This window comes from Desulfuromonas svalbardensis, from assembly GCF_055389415.1.
This window is the reverse complement of sequence record NZ_AP042416.1, coordinates 832,248-853,219: the sequence shown is the minus strand read 5'-3', so window position 1 is coordinate 853,219 and position 20,972 is coordinate 832,248. Positions and strand designations below refer to the sequence as shown.

Sequence of the window (20,972 nt, the reverse complement as noted above, 5' to 3'; positions counted from 1 at the left end):
CAAGCATTTATATATACCCATGTGTCAAATTCTAGTGGTGGACTAAAACTGCTGAGTTAATGACACAGGTTCATTCCCATGTAGATGCTGATACGCTTCAGCAAGCCCACTGAGGTGCTGACTATCATAGGTGCCAAGCGACATAAACAAATTACGCAGTTGATCATCGTGAAACTCAACAGAGCTTCGTGAGTGAACCACCATCGCTTCCACTTCAATTTCTACGGCCAATCTTACTGCTTCGCCATCGCAGATAGGTCCATTCTTAATAGAACAATAAATCTTATTGAGATGGTTAAGCAATTCATCCAACAAGCCAAGCGGGATCGAGGTGCTTAAATGCTCATTTTTCAACGAAATACGACTTGCGAGTTCTAAATCAAGAGCATGGCCCTCTTCATCTTGACTTAACTTTGTCCACATCGAACGCCGTGATTCGTCGTAATTTTCATTTTGAGCAAATTGGGCATAAATCGACCCAATAAGTCGTTCAATTTGAATGCATTTTGAAAAGAAATTACCGGGAATCATCTAGTGCCTCCTGAAAGTCATTTATGCAGCCAATAATATCTGACACCACGAAACCAAGCCCAAGTGTAAAAAAAGCACAGGACAAAAATCCCCCACTGTTGCGCCTTCCATGAGCTATAAAACCAAAAGGGCTGGCCTATAAGTCCAAAAACACAGGAATAACGACGACAACTTTCCCGCTTATCCTGACTTAACCAGATCGCGGTAACTCCTGTTAAGGCGATGGCAATTTGTTCCAATGGACAACTCCTGTTACTGCAGAAAGCTCAAATTAACCCGCAAACTTTTCAATCATGCGCCTTTTAGTAACAGGCGATAATTTTTTAATTTGTCCCTCGCGTTTACTGGCGGTACTACGATTATGACCCATCTCTTGGTACACAATCTGTTCAGGTTTGTGTGCACGAAAATACTTGGCCCCAACTCCTGATTCCTGTTGCTTAAAACGCCGCTCTACATCGGTGGTAATACCAGTATAGAGTGAATCGTCATGACAGCGAATCATATAAACATACCAATTTAACGCTGTGGCTGTTGTTGACACCTTACGACTCCGAACATGTCATTTCACTCGCAAGTTTATTGACTGTTTCTATCTCTTTTTCATCAAATTCTTCGACCCACAAAGCGGTCGCTAAATATAAACGGATATATGGATTATCTTTAAATTTACAGCTCAACTGAGCATAAATCGACAGCTTAGTCTCGGGTTCTTCATTGTCGCCACTCTCTAGAATTTCAAGATACTGGCTATTAATTTCGGGAGCCATTCCAGTGAAAAATGCAACCAATAAATCAACGGCAAGATGTCCCTCTTCCGCTTTAAAAAGCACCGCGTCAAGCCGCGATGCAGAACCCGCTTTACGGCTAATCAATGAATCGTGACGGAAACTTTTTAAGCCTGCAGCAGTACTCCAGCGATCAAAAATCATTGGTTGTTGTTTAGCGCACAAACGACAGATCGCGACTTTATTTTTTTCAGGCAGATCGAGCCAAGCAGTCGTAACAGATACTGGAACCATTTGATTGAACCTTTCGTATATAAATTAGTGAGATAAGTAGCGGAAGCAGGAACCTTTACAAGGTGAGAAGAACCACCTTTCTTAACTGTGTACTATGCCACTATCGCGCGTTGAGAACAAGGCCCGATTCGCTACAAACAACACGGGCCCCATTGCTAACAATGTGGCCCGTGTTGTTTCAACTTATTTTATAAAACGACATTACAACCCTTTTTTCTCCGCCCAAACAAAAAAAACAACACCAGCGAAAATCCACGCTAAAATAATAATCCACGGTGAAACACTCAATACTTCAGGCAGGGTCAGCTTGCCATAATTCCCCCACGTTAATACACTCGTTTTCAAGGCAGGATAAACTCGAGCATAGGCGGCAGCACCAACAAACATTCCAACAATCGCCCACAGTGCATGCCAACGTCCTTCTGCCAGAGCCCCAACCGAAGTACCCGGACAAAACCCTGCTATGGCCCAACCTATACCAAAAATCAAACCACCAATCACTAACGCACCGACATTCGTTGCTTTAGGACTCAACGCAATCAAACCTGCCTCATGACACGCATATATACCAACCATACCGACAAGCACAGCTGTCATCATAAATTTAATAATCGTCATATCCTTAAGCAGCATAAAACCAATCTGCTTTTCAAATCTAAGGATTTGCGCCTTTTGTAGTAAAAAACCGAAAAATATTCCGGTGATTACGCCAATGATTAATTCCATTATTGGCCCCCTTTTCGATACAAAATATTGGCGGTGACAACGCCGCCAACAATAAAGAAAATTAAGGCAATTAAGCTACTCAGCGAAAGCTGCATATTGCCAGACATTCCATGTCCACTTGGGCAACCACCGGCAAGCCTGGCACCGAAGAGCAACACCACCCCGCCAACAAAGGCACCAACAGCTCGCACCACAGCGCTTGAACCAAACCGATTGCGCCAAATCGGTGGTACAGATTCATTTTTTGCTGTTTTACCGAGACGAGCTGAAATAAATGCTCCCGCAAAAATCCCCACGACAAACAACATTTGCCAGTCAACCTTGACTTTTTTGCTTTGATAATAAGCATTATCGGCAACCAGTTCCGGTGAAACAGCCTGCTCGACCAATCCAGCTGCGCGAACAAAAGTGGTTGAAGCGCCAAGATACTTACCCTTATTCAACACCGTCGTCGTCACTAGTACCGACGCAAGAGCTAACAGACCAACCAGCGCTCCGGCAACATAAGGGCTCCATACTGGTGACTTTAAATAGTTCAACATTGTTACGGCTCCTTTTATCTTTGTAGTAGAGAGTGTTTCACGTGTTGGAAAAACACTCTTAGTCGGACTAAATTATGAAAGAAGGTATGTACGTTTGATCTCATCGGCATCAAGAGGTCGACTATATAAGAACCCTTGAACCTGGTCACAACCTTGATCGATTAAAAACTGTTTTTGCTCAACCGTTTCAACCCCTTCTGCAATGACTTTCAGTCCTAAACCATGACTCATAGAGATAATCGCTGTGACAATTGAAGCATCATTCTCATCGGCCGGCAAGTCACTGATAAAAGACCGGTCAACTTTCAACTTAGACAGAGGAAAGCGTTTCAAGTAACTCAGAGATGAATAGCCAGTACCAAAATCATCAATTGCCAACATCAAGCCCCGTTGTCGAATCGCTTGCAATGTTGCAACAGACGCATCCAACCGATTCATAATGGTACTTTCGGTGATCTCTAACTCTAAAAATTCAGCTGGAATATCCGAAATTGTCAGCGCATCATCAAGGACATCAATAAAGTCCACTTTTTGCATCTGTAAACTTGAAACGTTAACCGCTACGGGTACGACATTGAACCCCTCAGCGATCCATTGACTTATTTGTCGACACGCTTCACGAAGAACCCACTCACCTAAAGATTGAATCAAACCTGTTTCTTCGGCGAGAAAGATGAAATCGCTAGGTGGTACTGTTCCCTTAACGGGATGTTTCCAGCGAACCAATGCTTCCATACCAACCAGTGAGTTATCCTTTAAGTTAAATTGAGGCTGGTACTGTAAGTAAAGCTCATCTCCTGAAATTGCCTGTTTAAGCTCTGCTTCCATCATTAAAAATTCAGATGCTCTTTCGTCCATCGTATCGAGGTAGTGCACAGCAATATCACCACCTTGATTTTTCGCACTATACATTGCAATATCGGCAAACTTCATCAAATCAGAAGGCGAATCGCTATGATCTGGGAAAATCGAAACACCAACACTAGCGGTGATATTAATTTCACGGCCATTTAAATCAATACTCTTTTTTAGAGCGGATAAAATATTACCAACCACAAGGTCAATGTTTTTCCCATCATCAATACTTTCTAAAACAATAAAAAAATCATCTCCACCCACTCTAGAAACGGTATCACCAATCCTTAAAGTATTCTGTAACCGCCGGGAAATTTCCTGTAGGACCTGATCACCAGCCTGGTGTCCGAGAGTGTCATTTATTTTTTTAAATCGATCCAAATCTAGACACAGCAATCCGACATGTCTACTTTGGTGTTTAGCCCAGTAGATAGCTTGAGATAACCTGTCATTCAATGCTGTCCGATTTGGTAAGTGAGTAAGAGGATCGTAATGAATGAGATCGTGAATCTTACGCTCATTTTCTACCAACACCTTTTCTACATTTAATCGCTGCGTAATATCACGAAAGCACTCAATAATTCCGACAACATTTCCCTCATCATCGAGATAAGGAGATGCCAGAATTTCATATGATTTTTGTACCTTTTCAAAATGACGAATTACTGTTGTTGCCTTACCTGTGGAGAGCACTATTTTTAACGGGCAGCCATCATTTACTTCATCGCATATTAGATGCTTTCCCATTAAGGCTTCGTAGCAACACCTATCCTCTTGTGGCCCGCCCACTTGGCCGACAAGTTTTTCCCCCGCAATATTTGCAACCTTTATTTTATAGTTGAGTCCTAGAACAAATATCGGATCAACAATTCCGTCAATGACTGTTTGGAAAAATTTATGCTCATCATGAACTTTGGTTTCCGCCCGCTTTTGCTCGGTGATATCGTTTACAATGGTAAACAAGCAGGTTGCATCATCTACTTCAACAGGGCAACTCCTAACCTCTACATCGCGGATTTCCCCACTTGATAACCGATGACTATATTGCATATAATTTTTCATTCCCAGCATACTATCGCGCAGTTCTGCACTCACTTGATCAACGGGAAGAAGGTTTATTTCACTTAATTTCTTCTGTCGCAACTCTCGTTTAGTAAATCCATAAAACTGCTCAGCGGCTAGATTCACATCAACAATGGTATGATCATCAGGATTTATCAATAACATGACCGATTTATGATCATGAAACATGCTATACGCTTGACGATGCTTTTTCCCTAAGTCCAACTCCCTTTTTTTAATCGCTTTCTGCATCTTGGCAAAGATGGCCGTCAATTTGTCAATCTGGTTATCACTCTCACCTAAATACTCAGGTAATGATTCAGAATAATCCCCTTGAGTTAATGATTGAGCAGCTTTCGTCAAACGGTCTAGACGACGCATCACTGTTGAATTAAGCAAGGCGGCCAAACCAAAAAATGCAATCAAATAACCCGATCCCGTAATAAGAGCTAAGTTGATAACTTTTGTCTTTTTCTCTGCGCTAACACGATTAAATGGTAGATCAACCATCATTACGGTGTTATCCAAATCATCTGAACCAATACGCTCATGACAGACACGACAACTCTCGCCAAAATGGACGACTTGTGCATAACGCAACAATTCGCTGCCATCGTCCGCAGTAATTATTTTTGAAAATTCGTCTAAATCACGATTTTGTTCAAATTGAGAAAAAAATTCTTGCTCGAGTGCCGAACCGTGATTATGCGGATCAAGGGGATACCTTGAGATATATTTTATCGAAATACTACTATGGTCTAGTTCTGACAGGTTTATTGAAATTTGTGCCACTGGCTGAGAGAGGTGACGAACAGCAGAGACGTCTTGTGGCGAGGGTTGATTTGCTTGGCACTCATATTGAGAGGATTTGAGTAAAGCACAGATTCCACGTGCTTCTGAGACGAGTCTTCCTTCGATATTCTCATTTACCTGTCGATCAAACCAAAACAGAGTCAAACCGAGCGATACAACAAATACCGTTACGAGAACTAAAAAGAACTGACTACGTATACTCATATGCCTTACTCCAAGACCATCCATTAAGTAAACTTTGCCACGATTAATCAGGTTAAACTTATAGTTTAAATTAATCTACACTTATTTCACTATAAGAATAAAGCAATGCTCCTTTACAGTTTTGTGTGCGCATCACGAGCTGCATCGCGAACTAACTCAGGGAGGGCAGGATGGATAAAAATCATGTCAAGCAGATCCTGTATCGTACCGTTTTTTTGCAATAGGACAATAAGCATATGGATCATATCTGAAGCTTCTTCACCAACAATATGGGCCCCTAGAAGATGTTGAGTTTCTCGATCAAACAGTAACTTCACGAAACCATGATCGAGTTGACGCGCCAAGCCCATGTTACTATCTACGTAGTTTGATTTTCCGACCACAAAATCCACATGGTTGTGCAAAAGATCGGCTTCGCTGGCACCGACTGCAGCAACCTCAGGAACGGTAAACACGGCTCTTGGCATCGCGCCGTAACGAATCGGAGTCTCAATGGGAGAGTCAAACACCGTGCGCATCAAATATTCCCCTTCAAAATTTACACTATGGCGGAACATATAATTACCAACACAATCCCCAAGAGCATAAACACCCTCAACCTCTGTTTCAAGGTGCTCGTTAACCGAAATAAAACCCTTTGGGTCACGGGATATTGCTGTATTTTCCAATCCTAATTCAGCCGTCGCAGGCTCAACACCAACACTGATCAATAGTGCTTCAGCCTCTAAAATTTCCTCTTTACCGCTGTTCTGATGACGGACCGTAACCGCAAAAACACCATTTCGCCAGCTAACGGAATGCGGAACAACTCCCTGATGTATCTGATGTTGTTTTTGAAAGCACTGAGTGAATTCGTTGCGAACATCTTCATCCTCTTTGCGCAATAATTTGCTGCGCACCAAGAAATGAGTTTCTGTTCCAAAAGCTCCATATACGTGACCTAATTCACAGGCAATATAGCTTGCCCCAATAACGATCATTCTCTTCGGCAATTCTCGACACCGTAAAGCTTCATTACTCGTCATATAGGGTGTATCTGCCAACCCGTCTATCTCCGGAATAGCTGGAACAGCGCCCGTAGCGATAAAAACTTTATCTGCCTGCAACAACCTTCCATTCACTTGAACAACTTTATCGCTGACAAACTTAGCTTGTCCTTTGATCAGTTCAATATTACTTAATTTGCTGACCTGATCAGCCATCTGATTTGACATTTGAGATACGGTGCTGTTAACTCGCTCTACCATTGCGGTAAAATCTGCACCAATTGGTTGTTTTATTGACAAATTGAGTCGATGCGCTTGCTTCAATAGCAGGATGACATCGGCGGGGTAAATTAACATTTTAGATGGGATGCAGCCTCGATTCAAACACGTGCCACCAAAGGAATCCTGCTCAATTAACGCCGTTTTTAATCCCCGTTTCGCAGCGGGCAGAGCGATCTTTGTCCCACCACCTGAACCAATAACAATGACATCAAAGTTTTCCACACCACCTCCAAGGTTAACTTAACCAACAAAAACTAACAATAACAAGGCTTTGGCCGCCCCCTGTCTTTTATTAAAGATTACCTCAAAACAGACTTGGCGGTCTAATCACTTAGTTCCCCTTACCGTTCCCGAAAAAACCACAAACAGTTTGAGATCAGATTGTTACAAACAACATACCGGCTTCCAGTTCCTTATACTTTAATATAATCGATCTATTGTGAAATGCGAGCATGGGGCGGAAAAAGATGCTAGAATCACATGGCTTAATCTGGCAACAATAAGTTGCTATCTGTTTTAATTTACCGTTATTTGTATTGATCGCGAGGAGAACCACCATGCTAACGCTACCATTAATCGATGGCTCCTATGACTCACCTACCTACGGTGGCATTTGGCCGTGCAACAAAATTCCAACGGCCTGCTTCTATCCTCAAGCATTTTATGTTATCTGGAAAGCAGCTCAAATGGCCAAGCAAGGGATTTATACCGACGGTGATTGGGCGAAAAGTAGCTTTGATATTATTAAAGCACTTGAGAGTTGTGGTGTTCAACTTCAGGTACGAGGAATGGAACATGTCATGGCGAATACAGGTCCTTGTGTTTTCATTGGTAACCACATGAGCACACTAGAAACATTTGTGCTACCCACACTCATTCCGCCGTACAAGCCTGCGACCTTTGTTATAAAGAAAAGCCTTATCGATTATCCGCTCTTTAAGCATGTCATGCGCTCCCGCAACCCTGTTGTAGTCAATCGAACTAACCCTCGCGACGACCTTAAAACAGTATTGAGTCAAGGCTGTGAGAGGCTCGAAGCAGGAACATCGGTGATCGTTTTTCCACAGACAACCCGAACGACCACGTTTGATGCTGAACAATTTAACTCCATCGGTATTAAATTAGCTCGCAAAGCCAAAGTGCCCATTATCCCTTTAGCACTTAAAACAGATGCATGGAGCAATGGCCAACGGTTGAAGGATTTTGGCCCGATTTTGGCGGATAAAAAAGTTTATTTTGAGTTTGGCGCTCCAATTGATTCAACGGGCAACTCAAAAGAGGTTCAAGAAACTATCATTCAATTTATTCAGCAAAACTTAAATGACTGGAAAGAATAGAAGTCTTCAATACACACAAGATCAAAACAAAAAGAGCCGTCCTATTTAAGGACGGCTCTTTTTGTTTAAAACGATATGAGCACGCAATTAGCCGCAGCTTCCGCCACAACTTGAACCACAGCCACCACCCTCTTTTGCGGTAATGGTGAAACCATCTTGTACATAGTGGATCACTTGATCATCGGCAAAACGGACAACCTGAGCATCAAGCAACACTTCAATTTCATTAACAGTAACGACTTTATCTTCATCAGTTGACTCATCCAGAGTCAATCCCAAAGAGGGACCACCTCAACCAAAGCCTGCCATGGTTACCCGTAATGATTTACCTTCATTTTGCTCTAAAATACTTTTCAGCTCAGTACGAGCCTCATCAGTAATGGTCAACATGTTTCTCGTTCCTTTCACGTTATAAAAGTCATCTTACACAGACAGAAGCTTATCATCCATATCACTCTTGTAACTGGGTGACATACATCTCTTCGTTAAATCCAACCACATAATAATCTCCCACCTTAAAGGTTGGAGCACGTAACTTTCCAGAGGGGCCAATCACACTTGCTAAAATTTCTTCGTGGTTTCGTTCTGAAACAAGCAAATCCTTAAGCACGGTTCCCTTAACGACGACAACCCGCTTCGCGTCTAGAATTTTCTGCCAAGCAATTTCAGCATCGATGGGTTCCTTACGAGGGTCAACAGACACCTCAATTTCTACATCATTTTGCTCAAAAAACTTTTGAGCTTTTTTACATGACACTCATCCCTTACGGAAATAGATCCATTCAATTTTTTTCATGGCACTCTCACCCCGTTAGAATAGGCTACACACATCAATATTCATTTTTCTATATATAAAACCGATAGAGCTAAAAAGTCAAATGCATTATTACCTAAATAGTAAGTAATCATAACTCGGCGGACAATCTAAAACATTATTGACGAACACGCGTAACGCCACCAGGCCCACGAATGATTCTTACTCGATCCCCAACCCCATAAATATCATCGGCCTCTTGTACGATCGCAATCACTTCACCACTATCGAGCTCTACGGTAATCTCAACACCATTTTTTCGTGTACTACCCTCTTCCACGGCGGTTCCAATCAACGCACCGCCAATCGCGCCGACAGCTGTTGCTAGAGCACGACCATGTCCACCACCTACAGTGTTACCAGCAATCCCGCCAAGGACTCCGCCCGAAACGGTACCTAGGCCTGTTTGTGAACCTTCAATGGTAACGGTATCAACAACCAAAATTGTGCCATAAAACACTGACAACTGACGTTGAGTTTGTGTGCGACTATAAACATCACCCGATTGACTCGCACAACCAACTAACGAAACAACGCATATGATTAGTAGTAATCCAACTTTTTTCATCTCATTCTCCTCGTCGCTATAGCGGTGACGTTTTATAAATCACCACAATTCGAGTTTAATTTACCTCCAATACAGCGCCAACCGACCCGTAAAAGAACCGCTTACCAAACTCATTACGCAACAGTGCAGCACGGGGTTGACCTGTACAATGCGAAACGCCAATTTTTTGTATATTAAAACGCTTCAGTTCCAACAACGTACGATTAAACTGCTCGGTACTAACAGGGCCAAGGTGCGTACCACCGACAACAGCGTAAACCTCATCACGATTAAATTGGTTACAGACATAGTCAAGAGTATTAATAATTCCTGCATGGGCACAACCGAGAACGACGACCAATCCCTTAGTGCTATCAAACACCACAGCCATATCATCATTGAAAGGATCAGGTTCAAACTGGCCGTCCTTTTTGCGCTGGACAAGATTTGCATCTCCCTGTTCAAAATCATTAACGCGTGGGATTGTACCCGTTACATACAGGTTTGTTGCAATTTGCTGAAATTCTGGCGTGAAAGTAAAGCGAGCACCCAAGGTTTCAAGCAGTTCACGACGCTGCGGTATGCCTAAAAAGCGTAGAGTATGCGATCCCTTTGAATAGCGCTCGGCAAAAATATCTGGATGTGCGAAAACTTCGAGACTATCTACATGACGCAACACCTGATCCAAACCGCCAGCATGATCATAATGTCCATGACTAATAACCGCTGCACTCAATTGAGTGAGTGGTAGATCAAGCACCTGGGCATTTTTAATAATCCCTAAACCTTGACCGCTATCAACAAGATAATGCTTATCATCCATCTCGATCCAACAAGCGAAGCCATGCTCGCCGATTACAGGAATCGCCCGGCCGACACTATTTTCACATAAAATTGTTATTCGCATTAAACCCTCCACTATTACCAATAAAAGTGTACCATCATAGCTTCATACTACAACGGTTCAGGCCATGCGTCAGCCAATTTTGTTTTTCGTTAGCTATGCTAGCAAGCTATTTTTTGCAACAGTTGCCATGTCCGATAGCTCTTTTTAAAAATGAATCCAGAGAAAAATAGCGTTACACGCCGATAAATCGTTATTTTTGTTTGACAATAAGCAATGGAAACATCTACACTCGATCCTCTGTTTTCATGTGGGCCTATAGCTCAGTTGGTCAGAGCCACCGGCTCATAACCGGTTTGTCCCAGGTTCGAGTCCTGGTGGGCCCACCACTTTTGCAGACGGCAAAGGGTAGTAATGGTTAAGATACGAAGGCGATTTCGCCACCAACATAAATGCAACAAAATAAAGGGAGTGCAACCATACCAGAGTTGCACTCTCTTTTTTTGACGAGCACTATGATGAAAAAAACACCCAGCATTCGGCTGCAGGATTTGATCGGTCTCCTCAATAGCCACTACCCACAGGACCTAGCAGAAGACTGGGATAACGTTGGACTGCAAGTCGGTGATCCTAAACAACAAATCAGCAAAACCATGATCGCCCTTGATCCAACCCCTAGCACCATTCAGTCTGCCATAGCGCAGCAATGCCAAGCTCTCATTACTCACCATCCCCTGATATTCAAACCACTCAAAAAAATATCAACCGACAGCGAAACAGGTCAAATTCTCTTCGAAGCCATCCGCAACAACCTTGCTATAATCAGCGTACACACCAACCTTGATCGTGCAGCAGATGGTCTCAACGACTGGTTAGCCCATGCGCTTCAAGTTGAACACTCCAAGCCGCTGTTGATGCCGAAGTCAGGAGATCTTGTTAAGATTGCCGTGTTTGTTCCTCCTGAGAATGTAGAGATGCTTTCTCTGGCACTCTTCAACGCTGGAGCTGGTCATATTGGTCGATACGATCAATGCTCATTTCAGCATGAAGGGTTCGGAACATTCCGCGCCCAAGCGGGATGTACACCCCATATAGGTACTATTGGTGAACAAGAAAAAACAGCTGAGATTCGCCTCGAAACGATTGTGCCACGCGCATTAGTCAATCGAGTGGTGACAAAAATGATTAAAGCACACCCTTATGAAGAGGTTGCCTACGACCTTATCCCCCTAGATAACCAACGCGGCGACATTGGCCTCGGTCGGATTGGCACCATCTCTAAACAAAAAAATCTGGCCGAATTTGCCAATGATTGCATGCAGCAACTCGGCTGCAGTGGAATGCGCCTTGTTGGTGATTCTGATTCGAATGTCCGCAAGGTTGCCGTTTGTGGTGGCAGTGGCGCGATGTTGATTCGCGAAGCAGCCCGTCAGGGCGCCGATGTTCTCGTCACTGGCGATATCAAATATCATGAAGCCCAAACAGCTCAATCTCTCGGTATCTCTCTCATTGATGCTGGACACTTTGCTACTGAACATTTGATGGCAAAAGTATTAGTTGAAAAGCTTGAACAACACGCACTACAACAGGCTTGGCCTGTTCAGTATATTGTCGCACCGAATGAGCGTGATCCATTCACGTTTATCTAAAGATGCGAAACCTATAATTAAGCACGTAAATATACAACCGACCACGGAGGTAACAGGGTGAAAGAAGACGTACTGCTGCTAATTGACTTACAGGAACTTGATCAAGTGATCATCAAGGGGCGCAACCAACAAAAAAAATTGCGCGCTGAGAATGAACTTCTCAATGCTCAAGCAGGAAAGCTCGTGACACTTATTGAGCAACTAGACAAAGAGCTTGATGCGATCAAACAGGATCGGGGCGAAGTAAATCAAGGCCTGTTGCAAGAGATGGACAACGTCGAAAAGGCAGAGTCTCGTCTCCCTGAAATTAAAACCCAAAAAGAATATCTTGCGGTTTTAAAAGAGGTTGATGTTGCTAAAAAACAATGCAAAGACCTGCAAGACCAGCTAGATGGCAGCGAACAAGCATTTGTGACCCTCGAAGAAGATCGTGCTGAAAAGCAACAGCAACTCGACGATTTGCAGCTGAGCAACACCAGTCGTGCCAGTGAGATCAAAGCAGAACTGACCAAAATTGACAACTCTCTCAAATCAGAAGATGGTAAACGAGAAGGCTTGGCAGAAAAAGTTCCAGCTAAAATCCGTAAGAACTATGAGCTGCTTTTGGTTCGTCGTAAAGGCTCTGCCCTTGTTGAAGCACATAAAGGTACTTGTTTGGGCTGCAACATGCACCTGCCACCACAGTTTTTCAACTCAATGCTTAAAAAGAAGGGAATTGACAGCTGCCCACACTGCAATCGTCTCCTTTTTATTCGCCCCATGGAAGGCTAACCACCTCCTGCAGGTAATAAACAAATGAAACATGGTCGAAGAAGCACAGATGATCGCCGGTTTCGCAAGAAACGGGAGGAAAGTCCGGGCTCCATAGGGTAGGATGGTTCTTAACGGGAACCGGGGGTGACCCCAGGGCTAGTGCCACAGAGAGAAGACCGCCTGCCACTGGTAGGTAAGGGTGAAAGGGTGAGGTAAGAGCTCACCAGCTCTGATGGTGACATCAGAGGCTAGGTAAACCCCATCCGGAGCAAGGCCAAATAGAGAAGCGCTTGAAGGCTACCCGCCTGAAGCTTCTGGGTTGGCTGCTTGAGGCCGTCGGCAACGGCGGCCCTAGAGGAATGATCGTCCCCTGATTTTGGGTAACCGAAATCAGGTACAAGACCCGGCTTACGAGCTTCTTCGACCACCTTCAATTAAGAAACGAGCCTGTTCCATTTAGCTCGTTTGATGATATGAATTTATGACTAGTACAGTATCGCCCAGTGAACGCTGGCAGAACATAACCGTTGCGATAAGCAAGGAACTTTCCTGCTTACCCGAATCGGAACGTCAATGGATTGAGCAACAGATCGCCCACATCCATCAATTACAACGACAGCTTCACGCCCTATTTGTTCAAGCACAGGGATTGAAGCACTGTCAAAGTTGCCTAGGTTCGTGTTGCGAACGAGGCAATAACCACATGACCTTGGCTAACGTTCTCAGTTGCCTCCTTGATCACACACTCCCTGCAGCCGACTTTAGTCAAACCTGCCCATTTCTAACCGATCATGGTTGCGCTTTACCTGCCCAATCGCGTCCATTTAACTGCGTTACCTTTATTTGTGACACCATCGAAGAGTGTTTAAGTCCTGAAGACCAACAACAATTTTACTCTTTTGAGCGCCAACTACGGGAACACTATACCGCATTTGATCAACGCTATATTGGCTCAAGCCTGCAAGGGCTGTTAATCCGATCTCAGAGTATGCCAGGCAGCCAATTTCTTGCGCATAGACTTTAACCGGAAACGATCACTTCAGGAGCCAACCTCGTCGCTATGGATATAAAATTCACACGCAATAATGGTAAGCTAGACACCCTCGTCGATGAACTGATTGATCATGTGGGTGTCCACCATCCTTACATTATTCGCGAAATGATCCTCAGCGCCCTCAAGGTTGGCCAAGATAGTGACTATCTCGCCGACCTAAAACTGATCCGAACTACCATGAAAGAGATGCGCTATACCAGTAAGGTTTTTGCTCCGTACCGCTCACGGCGCAAGGTGACCATTTTTGGTTCTGCTCGAACAAAACCTCACCAGCCTATCTACCAAAAATGTTTCAAATTCTCTCAACTACTGGCACAAAATAACTATATGGTCATTACTGGCGGTGGTGGTGGTATTATGCAAGCGGGAAACGAAGGCGCTGGCGCCGAAAACTCCTTTGCCGTTAACATTGAATTACCGTTTGAACAAGACACCAATAGTGTCATGCAAGACAGTGATCGCGTGTTGATGTACAAATATTTTTTCAATCGTAAAGTTGCCTTCTTAAAAGAAGCTGATGCAGTTGCGCTATTTCCTGGTGGCTTCGGTACCATGGATGAGGCGATGGAAACCTTAACCCTGCTGCAAACAGGCAAGAATCCACCGATTCCATTGGTGTTAATCGATGATGATGAGGGCAGCTATTGGGAAGAATGGCTCGAATTTGCCCGCGACACCATGTTAACTAAGGGGTTAATTTCAGGCGAAGATTTCGGCCTATTCACCATCACACGCAGTGCTGAAGAAGCCCTCGAAGTGATCCACTCTTTCTATAAGATCTATCACTCAAGCCGATACGTAGACAAACTTCTTGTGATTCGCTTAAATAGGGCGCTTACCGGCGAACAGATCGAAACACTTGAAAGTGAGTTTGCTGAGATTTTACGGCCAGGCACACGAATAAAAGCAACGGGGGCCTTTGTCAAAGAGAAAGATCAACCCGACTTATGGCATCTACCACGTTTAGCGATTGAATTTAATCGCCGCAGCTACGGCTTGCTGAATTCATTTATTCGTCGCATTAATTCGTTTTAGGAGATTTGTTGTGGGTTATAAAAATCTACAGACTTGCGTTCGCGACTTAGAACAACATGGCAAACTGCTTCGCATTAATGAAGCGATTGATCCACATCTGGAGGCCGGTGCGATCCAACGTCGTGTCTATGCTGCGGGTGGTCCTGCACTGCTATTTAGCAACGTGACAGGCAGTCAGTTTCCGATGCTCGGCAATCTATTTGGCACCCTTGAGCGCACTCGCTTTATCTTTCGTGACACCCTCGACACGGTCCAGCGTCTTGTCGATGCCAAACTCGACCCTGCTGCGGTGATGAAACGGCCATGGCAATTTATGTCGGCACCACGCGGGGCATGGAACCTGTTACCCAAACGGGTCAAAAAGGGACCAAGCCTAGCAAAACAGACCACCATTGATCAACTCCCTCAATTGGTTTCATGGCCAGATGATGGTGGTGCCTTTATCACCCTGCCTCAAGTTTACAGTGAAAATCCTCTGCAACCAGGTCTACGTCACTCAAACCTCGGTATGTACCGTGTTCAACTGGGCGGTAATGACTACATCCAAAACAAAGAGATTGGTCTGCACTACCAAATCCACCGTGGCATTGGCGTTCATCACGACACTGCCAAACAGGGCAATCAACGCTTGCCTGTTAACATTTTTATTGGCGGTGCTCCGAGTATGTCCGTTGCGGCAGTGATGCCTCTGCCCGAAGGGATGCCAGAGTTATCTTTTGCTGGTCTACTTGGTGGCCATCGTATAGCGATGGTTCAACCAGCCGATCTACCGTTTCCCGCCGAAGCTGATTTTGTCATCTGCGGCTCTATCGATCCCACAACTACGCGCCCTGAAGGCCCCTTTGGTGACCATCTGGGATACTATAGTTTAACTCACGAGTTTCCCGTTATGCAGGTTGATGCGGTTTACCACCGTAGCGATGCCATTTGGCCATTCACCTCCGTTGGACGGCCACCACAGGAGGACACCAGTTTTGGCGCTTTCATCCATGAACTTACCGGTGATTTAATTCCCACAGTACTGCCCGGCATTAAAGCCGTTCACGCTGTCGACGCTGCGGGAGTTCATCCGTTGTTACTGGCCCTTGGTAGCGAGCGTTATACACCGTACAGTGCTGACCAGCAGCCACAAGAGTTACTGACCCAGGCCAATGCCATCTTAGGACAAGGGCAACTCTCGTTAGCCAAATACCTGATGATTGCCAACAGTGGCGATTGCCCGCAACTCGACTTGCATCACATTGATCAATTTATCGGCCATGTTCTGCGTCGTTGCGATTGGCGCCGTGATCTCCATTTTCAAACCTGCACCACCATCGATACCCTTGATTACAGCGGCAGCGGCCTCAATCGCGGCTCCAAAGTGGTGATTGCTGCCAGTGGCCCTGAGCTGCGCACTCTACCAACCGAACTCCCTGTTGATTTACGCTTGCCTGACGGTTTTAACGCTCCACATGTCGCGCAACCCGGTATCTTGATTCTCCAAGGTCCAGCCTGCCAAGAGCACGACAGTATTCCGCAGCAGACGATGGATCAACTGAGCACATTCTTCAGCGCGACGGATAGTATCAACCAATTCCCGCTTATTATTGTCAGCGACGACAGTGGTTTTGCCGCGCAAACACTGAACAATTTTTTATGGACCACCTTTACCCGCTCCGACCCAGCTCAAGATATTTACGGCATCGAATCGTTTACCGACAACAAGCATTGGGGTTGTCGTGGTTCATTGCTTATTGATGCACGACGCAAAGCTCACCACGCCCCTCCCCTCATCGACGATCCCGCTATGGAAAAGCGCGTTGATGCTCTCGGGTGTAAGGGTGGACCATTACACGGGATTATTTAGCGCCCGAATCTCGGTCTATCCATTTTATATAAATGCGGTGGATCACTTTTTTCAACCCAGAAGCTGTTTCAACACCAATAACAGCAACGGATGACAGCATGTCAACAAACACTTATTCACTTCCGCAAGCCATTGGCAATACACCACTGGTTGAGCTTAAAAATATCAATCCAAACCCTAACGTATTGATTCTAGCGAAGCTGGAAGGGAGCAATCCCGGTGGCTCGGTTAAAGATCGTCCTGCATGGTATATGATTAAAAATGCCATTGAATCGGGTCAATTAACGCGTGACAAAACAATTTTGGAACCCACCTCAGGCAACACCGGTATTGCGTTGGCAATGATTGGCGCATCGCTGGGCTATAAAGTAAAACTGGTCATGCCCCCCTGTGTCAGTGTTGAGCGCCGTCGTGTTCTTGAGGCTCATGGTGCCGAGGTGGTGCTATCAGCACCAGGGCAAGCAACGGATGGTGCCATCCGCCTCGCTCATCAAATCGTCAATGAATCACCTGAGCAATACTTCATGCCCAATCAATACAGTAACCCTAACAACCCATTGGCCCACTATGAAACAACTGGACCTGAAATTTACCGCCAATGCGATGGCAACATCGATGTCTTTATTGCAGGGATTGGGACCTCGGGCACTCTTATGGGTACCGGTCGCGCTCTGAAAGAACGCAACTCAGCGATCCGCATCATTGGTGTTGAACCGACCCTTGGTCATAAAGTTCAAGGGTTGAAAAATATGAAGGAAGCGATTGTGCCGGCCATCTATCACGAGGAAAACCTTGATGAAAAAATCGTTGTCGAGGATGATGAAGCCTTTGAATGTGCGCGTAAATTAGCCAACGAAGAAGGATTGTTTGTTGGCATGTCGAGCGGCGCAGCGGTTGCTGGCGCACTACGCATCGCTGCAACTATGGAGCGTGGTGTCATTGTCACCTTGCTGCCTGACCGTGGTGACCGCTACCTCAGCACCTCATTGTTTCGCTCAACCTGTGCCTGCTGCCCACCATAAAGAAATCGCTCACAGTTAACATGTTTATTTCAATCATTTTCCTTTGACGGGAGACCTTCACATGCAACCTCACAATCAAATCCTTGGCACGGGTCACGCTGTCCCCGAACGAATACTAACCAATGCCGAACTTGAAACCATGGTCGACACCACCGATCAATGGATTGTTGAGCGCAGTGGAATTCATCAACGTCATATCTGCGAACCGGGCAGTTGCCTCTCCGATCTGGCAACTGCAGCGGCGAAACAAGCACTTGCAGCGGCCGACACCAGCGCCGAAGAGATCGATCTTATTATTGTCGGTACAGTAACGGGTGATATGAAGTTTCCGTCAATGGCCTGCTTAATTCAGCAAAAAATCGGTGCGGCTAACGCTGCCGCTTTTGATCTTTCTGCAGCCTGTAGTGGCTTCCTGTACGGTTTACACTTAGCCGACAGTTTAATGCGTACCAACGACTATCGACGGGTTCTGGTGATTGCTGCCGAAATGCTCTCTAGTATGATCAATTGGCAAGATCGCAATACCTGTGTGTTATTTGGCGATGGCGCTGGTGCGGTGGTCCTTGGCCCAGCGGATAGCTCATGCGGCCTACTCAGTAGTTACATCAAAAGTGATGGTAGCCACCACGCGCTACTTTTTAACCCTGCCGGCAGTCAACATCCGCCGACCCATGAAAATATTGATTCAAATCTAGCCACCATCAACATGGCAGGTCGCGAAGTGTTCCGTCACGCGGTGGTATCGATGACCGATGCGCTCCACGAGGCCCTGAAACGCGCAAATTTAACCCCTGACGACCTCGACCTCCTCATACCACACCAAGCCAACATTCGCATTATTGAGGCCATTGGCAAGAGATTTAAGATCGACAGCAGCAAAGTCTATGTCAATGTCGACCGCTTTGGTAACACCTCAGCGGCAACCATCCCCATTGCCCTCAACGAAGCGATCACCACTGGTCGGATTCAGCCCGGTGATATCGTTGGTCTGGTCACCTTTGGTGCTGGGTTAACGTGGTCATCATGCATTGTTCAATTTTAGCAAACTCACTGACTCTCAATCGCAGCCATCACCTGCGAAAAGAGCAAATGAGCGCAACAACCAAAACGGCGGTCTTTCGTTAACTTCGCTTTGGTTGTTGCCGGGCTGCTGATGCCACACAAAAACCGTCCAAGTTGTCTTGGTTGTTGCAATGCGCCATGTTGTTCGGCGCTAAGCTGATGGATGATTTTTTCATCGTCAGCAGTTAATTTTTTCAGGGTCGGCTTCTGCTGCGGCTCGTCCTCCACGGCTAGACACCGGCTGCATTGACCACAGTCATCACTGAGCTGCTCACCGAAATAATTCAATAGATGACGGACAACACATCCTTTTGCCTCAACCAGAGTTCGAATTTGCTCAGTACGCTGTAAATTTTGTTGCTCTTGACGATAAAACGATTCAACCATTGAATTGATCAACGGTTCTGGATTCTCTGGTGAATTCGCTAACCGATAGCCATAGCGTAATCCCGAGCTTTGCAGCACAATCTCCCCTTTTTCTTCCAAATACGTTAATGCAGCCGTGATCCGATCGCGCGGTTGGTCTATTTGCTGTGCGACCTGATCAGGTATTAAGTGATTCCATACTCGTCCACTTTTAGCGCTGGAAAAAATGGCCGCGAGGAAGGAACTACGGTTTTCATCATAATCGGCACAAATCTGTTGCGCGCTTCGATTGAACTTAAACTTGTATCCTTCATAAAATGGTCCGAGCGGATCAAGGGTGCCATTTAGCTCTAAATAGGTAAGCACAGTTGCTACGACTAAAGGTCGGATATCATAGTCAGAAGACAACTGGTAACGGGAGATATCAAATCGTTGTCCCTGGCTCAGAAGATAACGGATCATGCCATTCAACGCTTCAAATGTTGGCGTGTCACCATAGCTGAAATTTTCCAGCACAGTATAATCGTCATTACATGCCAACATTTCACAGCACGACGGCAAACCATCACGGCCCGCACGACCAATCTCCTGCATATAGTTTTCAATGGTTTTGGGTAAGTTATAATGAATAATAGTGCGGATATCAGCCTTATCAATTCCCATTCCAAAGGCGATCGTAGCAACGATGACAGCACAACGCCCCTGCATGAAGGCTTCCTGTACACGACTGCGTTGCTCATCACCTAAACCGGCATGATACGCCTGAGCATCAAAACCATGTGCCACCAATCGCTGCGCCACCTCTTCGGCGGTACGCTGCAAGGTAACATAAACAATCGTTGCTCCCGATTCCAACGCCTTAAGCCGTTGCACCAGTAACCCGGGTCGCTGATTAGCCGTACACGCAGTGATACTTAACGCGAGGTTTGGACGATTAAAACCCGTCAGGACTTGATCTGCAGAATCAATCGCAAATGCCTTGCGGATATCGTCTGCAACCTGTGGCGTTGCCGTCGCCGTTAAGGCCAAAACACGTCCGACACGCAACTGCTTCGCCAAACGAGCAATTTTCAAATAATCTGGCCGAAAGTTGTGGCCCCATTCTGAAATACAATGCGCTTCATCGACCGCGAGCAAATCAATGGAAACGTTGCGCAATCGAGACAGAAAACGCTCATTTGCCAATCGTTCGGGGGCAATATATAGAATTTTCAAACTTCCATCTGCCATACTGCGATAGATCTGCTGCACCTCATCATAGGCAATACTCGAATCAAGCCGTGCAGCAGCCACACCCGCACTCTTCAGGGCATCCACCTGATCCTTCATCAATGCGATCAGTGGCGAAATAACGACAGTCAAACCATCGAACATCAATGCTGGAAGCTGGTAGCATAAGCTTTTCCCGCCACCTGTTGGGAAAATTGCTAACGCTGATCGCTTAGCCAACAACAGATCAACGACCTCTTCTTGGCCTCGGCGATACACGTCAAATCCAAAGGTATCACGCAAAACCGATACAGCATTTTTCTCCATGGAACATCTCCTACTCTTAAGAAATCAACGAATGAGGTATGGTACTCACACAATGTTTTTGAAAACTCTAATGTATAGTTC

20 protein-coding genes, 1 tRNA gene and 1 other RNA gene are annotated in these 20,972 nt (G+C 45.4%); 10 read left to right on the top strand and 12 right to left on the bottom strand.

What is annotated here, in order from left to right; translation table 11 throughout:
• Positions 1–42 precede the first annotated feature (42 nt).
• The 7 genes from ACZ5KY_RS03745 to ACZ5KY_RS03715 all read right to left on the bottom strand — a co-directional run bounded on the left by ACZ5KY_RS03745 (position 43) and on the right by ACZ5KY_RS03715 (position 7,245).
• A complete protein-coding gene (locus ACZ5KY_RS03745) occupies positions 43–531 on the bottom strand; it encodes a hypothetical protein (RefSeq protein WP_464242568.1) in 489 nt (162 codons plus the stop codon).
• Positions 532–802: 271 nt separating this feature from the next.
• Positions 803–1,075 (bottom strand): GIY-YIG nuclease family protein, encoded by a 273-nt coding sequence (locus ACZ5KY_RS03740; protein WP_464242567.1) that lies wholly within the window; start codon positions 1,073–1,075, stop codon positions 803–805.
• Position 1,076: 1 nt separating this feature from the next.
• On the bottom strand, positions 1,077–1,553 hold the full coding sequence (locus ACZ5KY_RS03735; RefSeq protein WP_464242566.1) for a hypothetical protein: 477 nt from the start codon (positions 1,551–1,553) through the stop codon (positions 1,077–1,079).
• 201 nt (positions 1,554–1,754) lie between these two features.
• The gene (locus ACZ5KY_RS03730; RefSeq protein ID WP_464242565.1) at positions 1,755–2,279 is read right to left on the bottom strand and encodes a DUF6691 family protein; all 525 of its coding nucleotides are present in this window, start codon (positions 2,277–2,279) and stop codon (positions 1,755–1,757) included.
• Positions 2,279–2,821, bottom strand: coding sequence for a YeeE/YedE thiosulfate transporter family protein (locus tag ACZ5KY_RS03725; protein WP_464242564.1), 543 nt, complete (start codon positions 2,819–2,821; stop codon positions 2,279–2,281). Before ACZ5KY_RS03725 ends, ACZ5KY_RS03730 begins: the two co-directional genes overlap by 1 nt.
• 72 nt (positions 2,822–2,893) lie before the next feature.
• Positions 2,894–5,755 (bottom strand): EAL domain-containing protein, encoded by a 2,862-nt coding sequence (locus tag ACZ5KY_RS03720; protein WP_464242563.1) that lies wholly within the window; start codon positions 5,753–5,755, stop codon positions 2,894–2,896.
• 113 nt (positions 5,756–5,868) lie between these two features.
• Positions 5,869–7,245, bottom strand: coding sequence for a dihydrolipoyl dehydrogenase family protein (locus tag ACZ5KY_RS03715; RefSeq protein WP_464242562.1), 1,377 nt, complete (start codon positions 7,243–7,245; stop codon positions 5,869–5,871).
• A gap of 335 nt (positions 7,246–7,580) precedes the next feature.
• Between ACZ5KY_RS03715 and ACZ5KY_RS03710 the strand changes: the two genes are divergently transcribed.
• Positions 7,581–8,360, top strand: coding sequence for a lysophospholipid acyltransferase family protein (locus tag ACZ5KY_RS03710; RefSeq protein ID WP_464242561.1), 780 nt, complete (start codon positions 7,581–7,583; stop codon positions 8,358–8,360).
• Between the two features lie 87 nt (positions 8,361–8,447).
• On the opposite strand, the gene ACZ5KY_RS03705 is transcribed toward ACZ5KY_RS03710, so the two are convergent.
• From ACZ5KY_RS03705 to ACZ5KY_RS03690, 4 genes are all read right to left on the bottom strand, one after another.
• Positions 8,448–8,639: a hypothetical protein gene (locus ACZ5KY_RS03705; RefSeq protein ID WP_464242560.1), complete on the bottom strand. Its 192-nt coding sequence runs from the start codon at positions 8,637–8,639 to the stop codon at positions 8,448–8,450.
• Between the two features lie 172 nt (positions 8,640–8,811).
• Positions 8,812–9,117, bottom strand: a complete 306-nt coding sequence (locus tag ACZ5KY_RS03700; RefSeq protein WP_464242559.1) for an ArsC family (seleno)protein — start codon at positions 9,115–9,117, stop codon at positions 8,812–8,814.
• Positions 9,118–9,292: 175 nt separating this feature from the next.
• Positions 9,293–9,742 carry an outer membrane lipoprotein gene (locus ACZ5KY_RS03695; RefSeq protein ID WP_464242558.1) on the bottom strand — a complete coding sequence of 150 codons (450 nt, stop codon included), beginning with the start codon at positions 9,740–9,742 and terminating at the stop codon, positions 9,293–9,295.
• A gap of 55 nt (positions 9,743–9,797) precedes the next feature.
• Complete coding sequence (locus ACZ5KY_RS03690; RefSeq protein WP_464242557.1) at positions 9,798–10,628, bottom strand: MBL fold metallo-hydrolase; 831 nt, start codon at positions 10,626–10,628, stop codon at positions 9,798–9,800.
• 249 nt (positions 10,629–10,877) lie between these two features.
• Between ACZ5KY_RS03690 and ACZ5KY_RS03685 the strand changes: the two genes are divergently transcribed.
• From ACZ5KY_RS03685 to ACZ5KY_RS03645, 9 genes are all read left to right on the top strand, one after another.
• Positions 10,878–10,954, top strand: a tRNA-Ile gene (locus ACZ5KY_RS03685).
• 126 nt (positions 10,955–11,080) lie between these two features.
• Positions 11,081–12,214 (top strand): Nif3-like dinuclear metal center hexameric protein, encoded by a 1,134-nt coding sequence (locus ACZ5KY_RS03680; protein WP_464242556.1) that lies wholly within the window; start codon positions 11,081–11,083, stop codon positions 12,212–12,214.
• A 57-nt stretch (positions 12,215–12,271) separates the two neighbouring features.
• Complete coding sequence (locus ACZ5KY_RS03675; protein WP_464242555.1) at positions 12,272–12,985, top strand: zinc ribbon domain-containing protein; 714 nt, start codon at positions 12,272–12,274, stop codon at positions 12,983–12,985.
• A 36-nt stretch (positions 12,986–13,021) separates the two neighbouring features.
• An RNA gene (rnpB, locus tag ACZ5KY_RS03670) (RNase P RNA component class A) lies at positions 13,022–13,394 on the top strand.
• 54 nt (positions 13,395–13,448) lie between these two features.
• Positions 13,449–13,991, top strand: a complete 543-nt coding sequence (locus tag ACZ5KY_RS03665; RefSeq protein WP_464242554.1) for a hypothetical protein — start codon at positions 13,449–13,451, stop codon at positions 13,989–13,991.
• Between the two features lie 36 nt (positions 13,992–14,027).
• Positions 14,028–15,056, top strand: a complete 1,029-nt coding sequence (locus ACZ5KY_RS03660; RefSeq protein WP_464242553.1) for an LOG family protein — start codon at positions 14,028–14,030, stop codon at positions 15,054–15,056.
• A 10-nt stretch (positions 15,057–15,066) separates the two neighbouring features.
• Complete coding sequence (locus tag ACZ5KY_RS03655; RefSeq protein ID WP_464242552.1) at positions 15,067–16,905, top strand: UbiD family decarboxylase; 1,839 nt, start codon at positions 15,067–15,069, stop codon at positions 16,903–16,905.
• 98 nt (positions 16,906–17,003) lie between these two features.
• The gene (locus ACZ5KY_RS03650) at positions 17,004–17,927 is read left to right on the top strand and encodes a PLP-dependent cysteine synthase family protein (RefSeq protein WP_464242551.1); all 924 of its coding nucleotides are present in this window, start codon (positions 17,004–17,006) and stop codon (positions 17,925–17,927) included.
• A 61-nt stretch (positions 17,928–17,988) separates the two neighbouring features.
• Entirely contained in the window at positions 17,989–18,969 is a 981-nt protein-coding gene (locus ACZ5KY_RS03645; RefSeq protein ID WP_464242550.1) for a beta-ketoacyl-ACP synthase III, read from the top strand.
• 5 nt (positions 18,970–18,974) lie between these two features.
• On the opposite strand, the gene ACZ5KY_RS03640 is transcribed toward ACZ5KY_RS03645, so the two are convergent.
• Positions 18,975–20,891, bottom strand: coding sequence for a RecQ family ATP-dependent DNA helicase (locus ACZ5KY_RS03640; protein WP_464242549.1), 1,917 nt, complete (start codon positions 20,889–20,891; stop codon positions 18,975–18,977).
• Positions 20,892–20,972: the final 81 nt, after the last annotated feature.